Below are 13,203 nucleotides of genomic sequence, written 5' to 3'. Positions count from 1 at the left end.
TGACCTGCTTATTCGCACCTTCCCTAAGGTACCAGCACTGGCTCAATGGCTACATACGGCACCTGGTTTACGATTACGATATAAAAGCTCAAGGATGATGAATTCTTTTCTTTATGATTTCGACGTTATTTGTCTCCTGCAACACCACGGGGTTGCTATAACCAGCGACGAACCCGTTGGGTATAGCGTTCCCATTCCAACCCGAAACGTTTTCGAAGCTGTACCTCTTCAACATGGATATGTAATCTGGCTACTACAAACATAAACAACGGTACAGCAAGTATCCCCACCAGGCTGCCAAAGCAGAGAGCAACGGATAACTGGAGCCCGCTCATTCCAAGGTAAATAGGGTTTCGACTCCATGCGTAACAACCGACAGTTACCAGCTTGGTGGTTCTATCCGGATGAAGCGGATTAAGCGTCGTGCCGTTCGTGCTCATCTGCCAAGCGGTGTGCAGTATCATGGTAATACAAACACCGGTCAGCAACACGCTTAGCACTATATTCACGATGTCGAAGGTAAAACGCGGGATTGCAGTCAACACATCAGTGACGAAAAACAGCAATAAGATGAGTGGGGGCGGAAACCATACTCTCAATCGAGTCACGAAGTTACGCATTACACAGACCTATCTCTGAACTAAGCAGCCTGATGGCTGCAAAATGAAAATCCAGTCCTTGCCATTCCTATAGTGACCATGAATCTGACATTATATGCCTGATCTGAAAAGTTATTTTTTTCATAACTGTCCTTATAACGGTGCGGGGTCAGTCCACACCTCTGTTCAGGTGAACAAATTCAGCAGACCACTTCACTGTTAAACCTGTGGCGATTCAGGGTGCCATGTGTATGGCACCTCATCTCTTATTTACTTATTGACTCCGTTACCGCCTGCCAGGTTATAAAGCCACCACTCAGATTATATGTCCTGAAGCCGTGGGCCTGAAGAATACGGTATGCCACATGCCCGCGCAGGCCACTCTGGCACCCTATAAAAATCTCTTTATCTTTAGGCACTTTTTCAAGATTCTCCCGCAGGGAATCCAGTGGAATGGATAGCGCGTCAGGATATTCGCCAAATTGTTTCAGTTCGGCAGGAGAGCGAATATCAAGTAAACAATAACTGCCCGGTTCCCGTTGTAACACATCGCTGACATGACATATGACCGTATCTCCTTTCATTACATTTGTCGCCACCATACCAGCCTGGTTAACGACGTCCCTTGCACTGTTAAAAGGTGGAGCATAAGTCAGCTCAAGATGTTCGAGATCGTTGACGGTAAGCCCCGCGCGCTGTGCGACAGACAGGACATCGATGCGTTTATCAACCCCTTTTTTCCCTGATGCCTGAGCCCCGAGAATTTTACCGGTATCGGGGCTGAACAGCAGTTTCAGACTGATCATCGTTGCCCCCGGGTAGTAACCGGCATGATCAGCGGCATGGACGTAAACCTTCTCGTATCGGGTGCCATGAACTTTCAGCTGCTTTTCATTCGCACCGACGCTGCCAATACTCAGCGAAAATACCTTACAAATGGATGTCCCCTGACTGCCATGGTAAAGGCTGTGACGATCTAGCATGTTATCAGCAGCAATGCGTCCCTGGCGGTTGGCGGGCCCTGCCAGAGGAAAATTAGCGGGTTCCTGAAAGACAAAGTCTGGAGTTTCAACGGCATCCCCCACGGCGTAGATGTCAGGGATACTGGTCTGCATACAGGCATTGACGCTTATGCCTCCCCGTTTACCCACTGCGAGCCCGGCTCCTGTGGCAAGGCTGTTCTCAGGTTTTACCCCGATGGCGAGAATAACCATGTCGGTCTGCAGAAACCCACCCTCAGACAGTGCAACGCGGAATCCCGTCTCTGTCCGCAGTACCTCGGTGAGCGCCGTTCTGAGACGCAGATCCACGCCATGACTCCGGATTTCCTGATGCAGGGCAGATGCCATTTCAGGATCAACCGGAGCCATAACCTGTTCCCCCATCTCCAGCAGGGTCACACTGATCCCCCGTTCGCTCAGAGCCTCCATCACTTCAAGTCCGATAAATCCCCCCCCGACAAGCGTGGTGTGAGCTACGTGATGTTGCTCAATCCACCCCAGGATAGCATCCATGTCAGTAAGATTTCGCAGCGTAAAGACACCCTCTTCCTGTAGCCCGGGCAAAGGAGGGACAACCGGAGCGGCGCCGGTACTGAGGAGCAGACGATCCCATTCTTCGCTATAGACCTCCCCTGAGGTCAGATTTTTAACCGTCACCGTTTTATTAACCGGATCCACTGACGTCACTTCATGACAGATACGGACGTCTATGTTAAAGCGGGATTTAAAATCCTCCGGGGTTTTCAGAATCAGTGACTGCCTTAAAGGAATTTTTCCGCCTATATGATAAGGTAATCCACAGTTGGCGAAAGAGACATCGCTTCCCCGTTCAAACACAACAATACTGACATCCTCTGATAACCGACGAGCTCTGGCTGCAGCGGATGCCCCGCCGGCAACACCACCAACAATCACTATTTTCATTACATCCTCTCTGTTCACCCGGGGCAAAAATGCCTGCCAGATATAATCGTTTCCCCGGGCCGGCAGGACGCTGCAGACCTGACGAACACGATGGCAAAATTACGATACCGTCAGTATACTAAATTATATTATATAAAAACACATAGTATGAGAAATCAGCAATGCTCATGAATGAAGACACAAAACGTCAGACAGATATGAAGAATGCGGCCCTGAGGGCAGCAGATGTCTTACGGGGACTGGCCAACAGCGACCGGTTGCTGTTGATGTGTCAGTTAAGCCTGGGGGAAGCGAATGTGGCCGGGCTGGAAGCGGCGGTCGGTATCACTCAGCCGACCCTGTCCCAGCAGCTGGGTGTAATGCGCCGCCTGAAGCTGGTCGAGACCCGACGGGCAGGTAAAATGGTATATTACCGTATTGAGGATAACCGTATCATGACGTTGTTAAATACCTTATATGATCTCTACTGCCCGCAGGCAGGCACCGGTAAAGGAAGCCATAACAACGAATAATATGATCCTGCTTTCCCCGTAAACCGTTTTATCCGTGCATCATTAACCCTGTTCAGGCTGTGAAATGCCAGACCGGAACCTGCGATACCTTAACGGGAAAACAACAGTGGTCCGGATATACCAGCCGATGATGCCCGTCACGGACTGTATTTCTCGTTCACGCATTCACTGATTAACCCACTGATTCAATGGTGTTTAATACTGTGACGGTCAGAAAAAACAGCCACAGGAACACGGATGATTCTGCACTGTCAGTAATAGCCTGTGGCTGACAAACCGTTTTTTCTGCTGCCACGTGGTGACATTATTCAAGCAGGCTACGCAACATCCAGGCAGTTTTCTCATGTAACTGGATACGTTGTGTAAGCAGATCTGCTGTGGCTTCATCATTCGCATTATTAACGAGCGGGAACAGGGAGCGTGCAGTTTTAACCACGGTCTCCTGGCCCTGGACAAGATTTTCAATCATGTTTTTTGCTGCCGGAATATCCTTATCTTCATTAACCGCTGTTAAACGTGAAAATTCATGATATGTGCCGGGCGCGAAGCATCCGAGCGAGCGTATACGTTCAGCGATATCATCAACGGCAGTGGCCAGCTCATTGTATTGATTTTCAAACATTAAATGTAAGCTGTTAAACATGGGGCCAGTTACATTCCAGTGATAGTAATGTGTTTTTATATACAGGGTATAGGTGTCAGCAAGAAGCCGGGACAGGCCGTCTGCAATCTCCACCCGGGATGATTCAGCAATACCAATATCAATGATTTGTTTACTCATAACTACCTCTTACACGGTTTCAGTGGAATATACGATATGCGATTATTCTTTCCGGTCTGAGCAAAACACGCCTCAAATTTTTATAATAACCAGGTACACCTGTCGTCTGTCACACTAGCGATGCGCCAGAGCAATATCCTGCGACGGAACAATGAATTTCGCCGTGGCACGTGCCACTGTCTGCTGTCCTTTTGTCAGCCATGCTTCAAGCAGGTAAATCCCCCTGCGTTGCCCAAGCAGTCTGGCACATACCATCAGTTTGTCTCCGGTACAAACGGGTGAAATGAATCTTACCGTCAGTTCAGCCGTCAGGGCTTGCACACCCTGCATGAACAAACAATGAGTCATTGCTGCATCCAGCAGGGTACTCGTCATTCCGCCATGTAAAAGACCCGTATACCCCTGATGCCTGTGATTGGCCGTGTAGTCCGCACATACAGAGCCATCCGGGTGCTCTGAAAACATTAAGTTCACCGTATCAGGGTTGTTGTCGCGGGAACTACAGACCATACAACAGGTATGGGCCTTTCTGGCATCAAGATAACAATTCATCTGTTTCTGCTCAGCGTCCGGTTGTACTGACGGGAGGCATCCGGAATTCAGTCAGCTGAGGGGCTCCCCCGGCATCATTACTGCCTCCTCCACACATTCCGGCTCCTGGTTTATACACAATACGGGTCTGATAAAAATCACCGCCCGTGATGAAATAAACTCATGAATGGCAACAGCGCCCGTTTCCGTGATGATGCTGACGCCCACCCTGGCACGCATTTTCTGCTGTGTTCCCGTCAGAGTGACAGCATTTTTTCCCTTTCGCCTCATGATGAAAGGACTGGCGTCCCTGCTCCGGCTTATTCAGTTCAGTCAGAACACGGGTATCCGGATCACACAGTTCAGTGAACAAACGACGACCACAGTCAGTCTGGTACACCGCGATCTGATGCCCCAGTAATTTACCCAGCATCCGTTCCCCGATGTTACGGACCACAACGCGGCTGACTTGCTGTTGAACCAGCAGGTCAACCAGCTTCCGTTTACCTGAACAATCTGCGCCCAGCGCGGGATTTTCTGTCCGGCTGAGCTCCACACCGCGCTCATCCACCAGGACAAGGTGACTCGCTTTGGTAAAATGATTTGCTACCCGGTCGTCATTCACTGGAATGGCTGTGATCATCTTGTGTAACTCCTTCCCTTTCAGAGTGCATTATTAAGGCCTTGCCCTGAGTGAGACAGTCCACAACCTTAAAACGGGCTGCTTTCAGGACATTGGCCAGTGTCTGCCTTGAAACCCCCATTGCAACAGCCGCTTCCTGCTGTTGCATGCCCAGTAAATCGACCAGCCGTAACGCTTCAAACTCATCTTCTTTTAAATGAACATGTTCAAGCTGGCTCATCGGTCGCGCATTGGGCTTAAAACAGGTATCCGCAGGGCGGCCACAGATGTTACGGGGAATTCTGGGTCTTGGCATGAAGGCTCCTTATTAGCATATGCTATATATACACTCATAAACTGGCATATGCAATATACTCTGCTCACCGGTGGAGAATTTTTTGCTTTACCCTGGAGTCTGTAAGTGGGCAGCAGGTCATGAGAGATGAAGAGAAAGAAAACAGATACTGTATGAGACTCAATTTAAAGTGCTGCCATAAGGGGGTCGTCTCAGAAAATGGAAAATAAAGCACGCTAAGCCGGTGGCAGCGGTCGCAATGGCCTGAACTTCCCCGCACCGACCTTGGCACTGCTGCGCCATAGGTAATCGCCGGTCAGGTTGATATGCTCCCACCCCAGCGGGGACAGATATTGCAGCAACGTGTCGTCCAGCGCCTCGCCCTTATTCAGCCCCGCATAGACGCGGCGGCGCAGCTCCACGCTTTGCAGCCAATCCAGAATGAACAGCGTGCGCTCGATGCGCCCATACATCCGCACCTTGTCGTTGATCGCCTTGCCGGAAGCCTGGAACTGCTGTTGATGCTTGTTCTTGGCCGCATTGAACAGCTTGCCGATGATACGGTCGTGAAGGTCGATGATTTCATCAGTGACGGTGGCCATGCCCTCGATGGCCAGTGCTACCAAGGTGGCGTAACGCCGCTGCGACTCGAACTTGGCCAGGTCGGCGGGCGTCATCTGGCCGCCTTCGCGGGCGATCTTGAGCAAGCGGTTTTGGTGTACCTGCCGTTCGATGCCAGCAGGTAGGTCAAGCGCCTGCCAGGCTTTGAGGCGTTCGATGTGTTCAAGCATGTGGCGCGAGTTTGGCTTGGCGGGCGATTGGCGCAGCCACGCTAGCCACGTCATTTTGCTACCATCCTTGCGCTTGAGCAGTTCGTCCAGGCACTGGCGATGGACAGGTATCAAGGAATCGGCCAATGCCGCATGGATGCTTCGGTTGGCACGGGTAATGGCCTCGGCGCTTGCGCGCTCGATGGCATTCATGGCGGGTAGGATGATGCTCTGCCGCCGCAGGTTTTCAACAAGGGTGCTGGCCAGCACAATGCCTTTGTCTGTTTGCAAGGCCAGTTCGGTCAATGTATGCACGGCTTGCCGGTAATGACTCATGGTGAAGGGCTTGAATCCAAACACCGTTTGCAGCTCGACCAAGTGCTCCCGCCGTGTCTGCTCGCGCTGGCCGTAATGGTTCCAGCTTCCCACCGGCACCTTGAGTTGTGCGGCCACCATGCGCAGCAGGGGCAGAAATGGAGGATCATCGACGCCCAAGAAGATGCCAGGGAATCGCAAGTAGCAAAGCTGCACGGCGAAGCCCAATCGATTCGCGGCGCCGCGACGCTGACGGATCACCGACAGGTCGGTTTCGTTGAACGTGTAGTGCCGTATCAGTTCGTCTTTGGCATCTGGCAGTGTCAGCAGACTTTCGCGCTCGGTGGCGGACAGGATTGAGCGGCGTGGCATGGTCAGTCTTCCCGCAGGTACTGGTACAAGGTTTCGCGGCTGATGCCGAAGTCACGGGCCACCAAGGTTTTCTGCTCGCCTGCCGCAACTCGCCGTTTCAACTCGGCAATTTGTTCGCTGTTCAGCGATTTCTTTCGTCCCCGGTAGGCCCCGCGCTGCTTAGCCAGCACGATTCCCTCGCGCTGACGTTCGCGGATCAGAGCGCGCTCGAACTCAGCAAAGGCTCCCATGACCGACAGCATCAGATTGGCCATCGGTGAGTCCTCGCCGGTGAACGTTAGCCCTTCTTTGACGAACTCCATGCGCACGCCCCGTTGTGTCAGCCCTTGGACGATGCGGCGCAGGTCATCAAGGTTGCGTGCCAACCTGTCCATGCTATGCACCACCACGGTGTCGCCCTCGCGGACGAAGGCCAGCAGCCTTTCAAGTTCGGGACGTTGTGTGTCCTTGCCTGAAGCCTTATCGGTGAATACCTTGCCGACTTCTATTTGTTCCAGTTGTCGATCAGGATTCTGGTCGAAGCTGCTGACGCGAATGTAGCCGATACGTTGACCTTGCAAGATGCCTCCAAAGGTAAAAATGTCAGGATGAAATCTATTACCCTTGGCTGAATGTGTCAATAAATATAAATTAATACCCTACTCTGACGTTGTTTGTGCTCAATATCTGACATCAGGTTAGGGTATAGTCTTAACTGACACCACCTCCCAGGGCCTGATATAAAGCAACACTATCGACTAGGCGTTGTGCCTGGATCGCAACCATATTGATCCGGATTGACTGTGCCTGTTGCTGCGCGATGAGCAGTTGCAGGTAGCTGGCCGCGCCCAGCCGGTATTGCCGCTCGACCGACTGCAAGGAGGCCTGTGCAGCCATATCAGCGGCAGCGAGGGCAGTCAAAGTTTGTGCATCGCTTTCCACCGCGCGCAGGGTGTCGGCGACGTTACGCAAAGACTCCAATACGACGCTCTGGTAATTGGCTACGGCGGCATCAAAAGCGGCGAGCGCCGCTCTTTTTTCAGCGGGTAGCCCTGGATTAAAAAGAGGCTGGGTGAGCTGCGCAACCAGGCCCCACACTGCCGAGCCACCACCGAACAGGGCACCGGTGGTCAGCGCCTGAGAACCAAGGTTGGCGCTCAGGTTGATCTGTGGGTAGAGCTTGGCGACAGCCACACCATAGTCTGCATTGGCCGCATGCAACAGCGCCTCTGACGCCTGGATATCCGGTCGGCGGCGCACCAGTTCTGAGGGCACGACGAGCGGCATCTCGACGGGTAGAGTGAAATCGGCCAGAGTGAAGGCCGGGATGCCACCCGTGCCTGGGGCACGACCGGCTAGCACCGCCAGTAGATGTTCGGTTTGTTGCAGTTGTTTACGCAGCGCAGGCAGTTCTGCCCGCGTTTGCTCCGCCTGAGCTTGTAGGCTCAACGCTTCATCAGGTGAGGCCTGACCGATACGCACGCGTTCATGGGCTAGGCGCAGTTGCTCATCCTGCACGCGCAAAATGGCAGTAGTGGCTTCTAGTTGCGCGGCGAGGCGTGCTCGGGTAATGGCAGCGGTTGCCATGTTGCCGGCAAGGGCCAGGCGCGCAGCATTCAGTTCGAAGCGACGGTAGTCGGCGCGAGCAGCCAAGGCTTCGAGTGCGCGCCGGTTGCCGCCAGCCAGATCGAGGTTGTAATGCACGCCAACGCTGGCGTTGTAGAGGCTGAATTGACGTGCGTCTCCGCTCAACCCTTGGCTACTGGGACTCATTTGCTGGCGCTGAGATCCCAGTGCGACATCTACCTGTGGATATTGCGTCGAGCCCGCCTGTGCGGCAAGAAGCTCCTGCGCCTGTCGCAAATTGGCGCTGATGCTCGCCAGCGTCGGGCTGACATGGAAAGCTTCGTTTATCAGTCCGTCGAGTGCGGATGAACCCAAGCTTTGCCACCATTGCGTTTCGATCGGAAGCCCTTCGACTAGACGTTGTGTTTCGCCAAACTGCGTGGGAGCGGACACGGTTCTATCAGCTACCGGTGTTGCAGTGTAGCGAGCCACATCGGGTGCGGTGGGACGCTGAAAATCAGGGCCGGCGGCGCAGCCGGCCAGACCGGCGGTGACCAGACCAGCTACCAGGTAAGTTGCCGCAAGCCGTCTTTCGAGGCTGATGGGGCGCTGGCATGTTTTAGCGTGCTCCATAAAAATGCTCCACGAAAGGTTTACGGAAAGCTTGGTGGCAGCCCAAGCAGCTTTCCTGCACGTGGGCGAATGATTGGATCACCGCCTTGCCGTCGCTGCTCGCAGCAGCCAGCTTCATGGCCAGCGCCGCCTCGTGAGTCTGCGCGTCAAAGTTTCTGAACTTGGTCGCATCAGCGCCGAGGTAAGCAAGGATGCGCATTTTTTCAGTAAGCGGTGGCTCGGGGTGTGCAGCAACTTTTGGGGCGAGCTGAACGACCTGAACCCATTCCTCCTGCGAAATCGCACCGGTAATAGCCTGCATGTTGCGCCCGAGTTCCTGCATGATCTTGCGTAGCGCCAGTGGCTCAACCTGGGTAGCGTCACCAGCCCAAGCTGGCAACTGAAAACCCCATAAAAGCAGGCAGGCCGTAACGGTCAGGGTGATAGTTCCAAATGCGTGGCTGTGTTTGCGGTGGGTCATGAAATTCTCCTGTAATTCAATCGTTCTCTCATTCGAACTCCCGCCCTTCGCCAGCTTCCTCATGGGTCACGCCGTCGCGGATGTGGTAGATGCGCTTGAATGTGGGGATGATCTTTTCGTCATGGGTGACGACGATGATGGCGGTCTCGAACTTCCGGGCCATGTCGTTGAGGATGCGGATTACAGCCATGGCGCGCTCGGAATCCAGCGGCGCAGTGGGTTCATCGGCCAGGATCACCGGCGGACGATTGACCAGTCCGCGCGCGATGGCGACCCGTTGCTGCTCGCCACCGGAGAGTTGCGAGGGCATTGCGCGAGCTCGGTGTTGCACATCAAGCGCTGTGAGCAATTCCAGTGCCTTCGCGCGTGACTCTCCATTCGCGACGCCTGCAAGCATCGGCAGCAGCGCCACGTTGTCGGTGACATCGAGAAACGGAATCAGGTACGGCGCCTGGAAAACGAAACCGATCTTGTCACGCCGTAAGGCGCGCAGGTCGCGGACTTTCCAGCCATCGGCGTAGATCACTTCATCGCCCAGCGTCATGCGACCGGCGGTCGGTTCGATCACCGCACCCAGACACTTGAGCAGCGTGCTCTTGCCGGACCCGGAAGGGCCGATCAGTCCCACCACTTCACCAGGCGCAACATGCATATTCACGTCTCTCAAGGCAAAGACAGCGGTGTCACCATCGCCATACCGCTTGCTTAAACTTTCGATGTGTATCCCTTTGCCACTCATCTCAACCTCCAATGGCTTCGGCCGGATCGACCTTGAGTGCCATGCGAATGGCGACGAGGCTAGCTAGAACGCAGATCACGAGCACGGCAAAAAAACCGGCGACAGAATCCATTGGCGTGAGCAGGACATATTTTGGAAAAGCCGGTGCTGAAAAGGTGGCTGTGATCTTGCCGACCACGAAGCCAATCACGCCCAGGGCGAGCGCCTGCTGCATGATCATCGCGGCGATGGTTCGGTTGCGTGTGCCGATGAGCTTCAACACCGCGATCTCACGGATTTTGTCCATCGTCAGCGAATAGATGATGAAGGCAACGATGGCCGCGCTAACGATGGCCAGAATCACAAGGAACATGCCGATCTGCTTGGCCGAGGTGGCGATCAGCTTGCCGACGAGGATGTCTTCCATCTGTGCCCGGGTGTAGACCGTCAAACGCTTCCAGCGCTGGATGGATTCGGCAACCTCGTCCGGCGCATGACCAGGTTTCAGAGTGACCAGCACGGCATTGACGAACGCGTTGCTGCTCTGTGAAGCAATCACGGCATCCAGCAAACCTGGATCACCGGGTCGATTGAAGACCGGGTTGGCTTCGGTGCGACGCCGGCTTTGCCAGATGGCATCGTTGTCCTTGAGGAACTGGGCCTCCTGGGCATCTTTGAGCGGAATGAATACCATCGGGTCGCCGCTGGACGACACCATACGCCGTGTCAGCCCCACGACGGTGTAATGATTGCGGCGAATGGTAAGACGATCTCCCAGTTTGAAGCCGGTGGCGATGTCGGCCACAGCCTCGTAGTGACCGCGCGTGATCTGGCGTCCAGCGACGAGATAAGGAGGCCATCCGGGTGTAGCCCCCAACGCACCGGGCGCGATGCCGACCACCATGGTGCGTACATCACTCTCGCCCTTGCGTACCTGCATGGTCAGGTAGGTCGCGTTCGCTGCCTGTGAGACTCCCGGCATGGCGAGAATGGCGCGATACACGTCATCGTTGAGGCTGGACGACTCCGCATAAGGACCCAGAGTATCCTTTTGCACCACCCAAAGGTCAGCGCCACTGTTGTCGAGCAACGCCTTGCCGTCGTCCACCATGCCTCGGTACACCCCAGCCATGACTAGGGTGACGCCGATCAGCAGACCCAGACCGATGCCGGTGAAGACGAATTTCCCCCAGGCATGGAGAATGTCGCGGCCGGCCAGGCTGATCATCGTGAAACTCCCGGGATATGCTCGACCACATGGATGCGGCTGCGCGCCGTCAGTGCCTTTTCGCTATAGGTCACAACCTGGTCCCCATTCTTGAGCCCTTCGCGCACCTGCACGTAACCATTGAGGTCGGAAGTGCCGAGCTTGACCGGGGAGAAATGCAGATCACCATCCACGATTTGCCAGACACCAACTTTATCGCCTTCACGCTGGACGGCAGCGTTGGGGATCAGTGGAGCGGCCGGGAGCGCCGGCAAGTCAACCGTGACTTCGGCCAGTTCACCCACTGGTGGCAAAGGTTCTGGTTTGTTATCGAATGTCACCTTGGCAAGCGTTTCCTCGGTTACCGCGTCGGCCTTGGGTTCCACCCGCAGCACGCGACCTTTCAAGGTCTGGCCACCACGCGAACGCAGGACGATATGAGCCGGCAGCCCCCCAGCCAGCCCCGATGCGCTGATCTGGTCGAAGCGCACATTGATCCACAAACTCTTGGGGTCGATCACTTCCACCACGGCCTGGCCCGCGACGATGGTCGTGCCGGGATCGGCATCGCGCACGGCGACTACACCGTCGACCGGCGCGATCAGGCGCAGATTGCTCCGCTGCGCGACGAGTGCTTCGCGGTCGGAGCGTGCCCGGGCAATATCTTCCCGAGCGGCGGATAGGGCGGCATCGGCGATCTGCAGTTCCTGCCGCTTGGTGGTGACGATTTCCTCGCTGGTCGAGCGCACCGCAAACAATTGCTCATAGCGGCGCGCCTGGGTTTGCGCGTAGGCTTGCCGGGCTTCTGCCTCGCGCAAAGCCGCTTCCGCCCGCTTGAATACAGACTCCTGTGAGCGCACCCGATCATCAAGGTCGACCGGCTCCATCTCGCCGAGCACCTGTCCGGCCTTGACCTGGTCGCCTACATGCACCTCCAGGCGTTTGACGCGCCCGGCAAACGTCGGCCCGATCTTGTAGGTGTAGCGCGCCTCCACCGTGCCGATGCCGAACAGCGCCGGTGTGATAGCCCGTGATTCCACGCTTGCCACCGTCACAGCGACCGGGGCGAGCGGCCCTGATCGCAGACCGACATAAATAAAAAGCACCAGCAAAGGAATGATGACGGCAAGCAGTGCCAGGGTGCGGCCTTGCAAGGGTAACTTTTTCATTGCGCACTCCTTATGCCACGCCGATAAATTGCAAAGACGCGCGGCGCATCGCGGTGCATACGTCCCACATCACCCGCCAACAGCGATTGCATGACCAAGCCCTGGATCGTGCCAATGAACAGCGTTGCCGCCGCCTCGTTGTCAAGCGAGGGAGACAACTCGCCGCTGGCCTTGCCTTTCTCGATGAGACGATGCAAACGTTCGCTGTAGCGCTGAATCAAGGTTTGCACCATGCGCTTGGCCGGTGTCGATTCGGCACGCTGAAGCTCACCAAACATCATTCTTGGCACGCCTGGGTGCTCAGCTACGAATTCGATATGACTCATGAACATCGCCTCCATGGCTGCCAAGGGCGACTCGATTCCTTGTGCGGATCGATCGATTCTGGCTAATAGGCGCTCTGCTACCCACTCCATGACCGCCTGCCAAATGGCTTCCTTGTTCGGGAAGTGCCGAAACAGCGCACCCTGGGTCAAGTTCATGTGTTTAGCGATAGCCGCAGTGGTTATCTCGCTTGGGTTTTGTGAACCGGCAAGCGCCACGACGGACTCGACAGTTACGGCACGACGTTCATCGGCCGGCAGATGCTTTGGATGGGTGTCCACGAGCACTCCTTGTAAGATAGTAATTGATTACTATCTTACCACAAGAGGCAACTCAAACAAGAGAAAACCCGACGTACTCGTCAATATCTAGAGTCTGCAATGGGCTTAACGTGCTTTATTTAATGAGATGGTCACTCCCTCCTT

General features: G+C 55.0%; 15 protein-coding genes and 1 pseudogene. 1 reads left to right on the top strand and 15 read right to left on the bottom strand.

Annotation, left to right across the window (positions count from 1 at the left end):
* Positions 1-155 precede the first annotated feature (155 nt).
* Positions 156-620 (bottom strand): isoprenylcysteine carboxylmethyltransferase family protein, encoded by a 465-nt coding sequence (locus FDW98_RS14310; RefSeq protein WP_001243598.1) that lies wholly within the window; start codon positions 618-620, stop codon positions 156-158.
* A gap of 245 nt (positions 621-865) precedes the next feature.
* Positions 866-2,524 (bottom strand): FAD-dependent oxidoreductase, encoded by a 1,659-nt coding sequence (locus FDW98_RS14305; protein WP_000706606.1) that lies wholly within the window; start codon positions 2,522-2,524, stop codon positions 866-868.
* Between the two features lie 161 nt (positions 2,525-2,685).
* On the opposite strand from FDW98_RS14305, the gene FDW98_RS14300 reads away from it, so the two are divergent.
* Positions 2,686-3,036, top strand: coding sequence for a helix-turn-helix transcriptional regulator (locus FDW98_RS14300; RefSeq protein ID WP_000928911.1), 351 nt, complete (start codon positions 2,686-2,688; stop codon positions 3,034-3,036).
* 304 nt (positions 3,037-3,340) lie between these two features.
* Here FDW98_RS14300 and FDW98_RS14295 read toward each other — a convergent pair whose 3' ends face one another.
* The 13 genes and pseudogenes from FDW98_RS14295 to FDW98_RS14235 form a co-directional block, all read right to left on the bottom strand.
* Positions 3,341-3,817 (bottom strand): Dps family protein, encoded by a 477-nt coding sequence (locus tag FDW98_RS14295; RefSeq protein ID WP_000043177.1) that lies wholly within the window; start codon positions 3,815-3,817, stop codon positions 3,341-3,343.
* Between the two features lie 114 nt (positions 3,818-3,931).
* Positions 3,932-4,282, bottom strand: a complete 351-nt coding sequence (locus FDW98_RS23510; protein WP_023135766.1) for a PaaI family thioesterase — start codon at positions 4,280-4,282, stop codon at positions 3,932-3,934.
* A gap of 247 nt (positions 4,283-4,529) precedes the next feature.
* Complete coding sequence (locus FDW98_RS14285; protein WP_000626969.1) at positions 4,530-4,991, bottom strand: NifB/NifX family molybdenum-iron cluster-binding protein; 462 nt, start codon at positions 4,989-4,991, stop codon at positions 4,530-4,532.
* Positions 4,966-5,286, bottom strand: a complete 321-nt coding sequence (locus tag FDW98_RS14280; RefSeq protein WP_001137910.1) for a DUF134 domain-containing protein — start codon at positions 5,284-5,286, stop codon at positions 4,966-4,968. The genes FDW98_RS14285 and FDW98_RS14280 overlap by 26 nt, the downstream gene beginning before the upstream one ends.
* A 215-nt stretch (positions 5,287-5,501) precedes the next feature.
* Positions 5,502-5,738 (bottom strand): Tn3 family transposase, encoded by a 237-nt coding sequence (locus FDW98_RS23830; RefSeq protein ID WP_235635075.1) that lies wholly within the window; start codon positions 5,736-5,738, stop codon positions 5,502-5,504.
* Positions 5,712-6,722: pseudogene (locus FDW98_RS14270) on the bottom strand (DUF4158 domain-containing protein); the annotation flags it as partial. The pseudogene FDW98_RS14270 and the gene FDW98_RS23830, both read right to left, overlap by 27 nt.
* A 2-nt stretch (positions 6,723-6,724) precedes the next feature.
* Entirely contained in the window at positions 6,725-7,282 is a 558-nt protein-coding gene (locus tag FDW98_RS14265; protein WP_137397141.1) for a recombinase family protein, read from the bottom strand.
* 130 nt (positions 7,283-7,412) lie between these two features.
* On the bottom strand, positions 7,413-8,900 hold the full coding sequence (locus FDW98_RS14260) for an efflux transporter outer membrane subunit (protein WP_137397142.1): 1,488 nt from the start codon (positions 8,898-8,900) through the stop codon (positions 7,413-7,415).
* Positions 8,887-9,360, bottom strand: a complete 474-nt coding sequence (locus FDW98_RS14255; protein WP_003056106.1) for a cytochrome c — start codon at positions 9,358-9,360, stop codon at positions 8,887-8,889. Before FDW98_RS14255 ends, FDW98_RS14260 begins: the two co-directional genes overlap by 14 nt.
* Before the next feature lie 28 nt (positions 9,361-9,388).
* The gene (locus tag FDW98_RS14250; protein ID WP_004393997.1) at positions 9,389-10,099 is read right to left on the bottom strand and encodes an ABC transporter ATP-binding protein; all 711 of its coding nucleotides are present in this window, start codon (positions 10,097-10,099) and stop codon (positions 9,389-9,391) included.
* A gap of 1 nt (position 10,100) precedes the next feature.
* Entirely contained in the window at positions 10,101-11,306 is a 1,206-nt protein-coding gene (locus tag FDW98_RS14245; protein WP_137397143.1) for an ABC transporter permease, read from the bottom strand.
* The gene (locus FDW98_RS14240) at positions 11,303-12,454 is read right to left on the bottom strand and encodes an efflux RND transporter periplasmic adaptor subunit (protein ID WP_016236501.1); all 1,152 of its coding nucleotides are present in this window, start codon (positions 12,452-12,454) and stop codon (positions 11,303-11,305) included. Before FDW98_RS14240 ends, FDW98_RS14245 begins: the two co-directional genes overlap by 4 nt.
* A complete protein-coding gene (locus FDW98_RS14235; RefSeq protein WP_000379506.1) occupies positions 12,451-13,059 on the bottom strand; it encodes a TetR/AcrR family transcriptional regulator in 609 nt (202 codons plus the stop codon). Before FDW98_RS14235 ends, FDW98_RS14240 begins: the two co-directional genes overlap by 4 nt.
* Positions 13,060-13,203: the final 144 nt, after the last annotated feature.

Origin of the sequence: Citrobacter sp. wls711 (assembly GCF_005281055.1) — a bacterium.
In the GTDB taxonomy this organism is placed as follows: Bacteria; Pseudomonadota; Gammaproteobacteria; order Enterobacterales; family Enterobacteriaceae; genus Citrobacter; species Citrobacter gillenii.
This window is presented reverse-complemented; position numbering and strand designations above follow the sequence as displayed.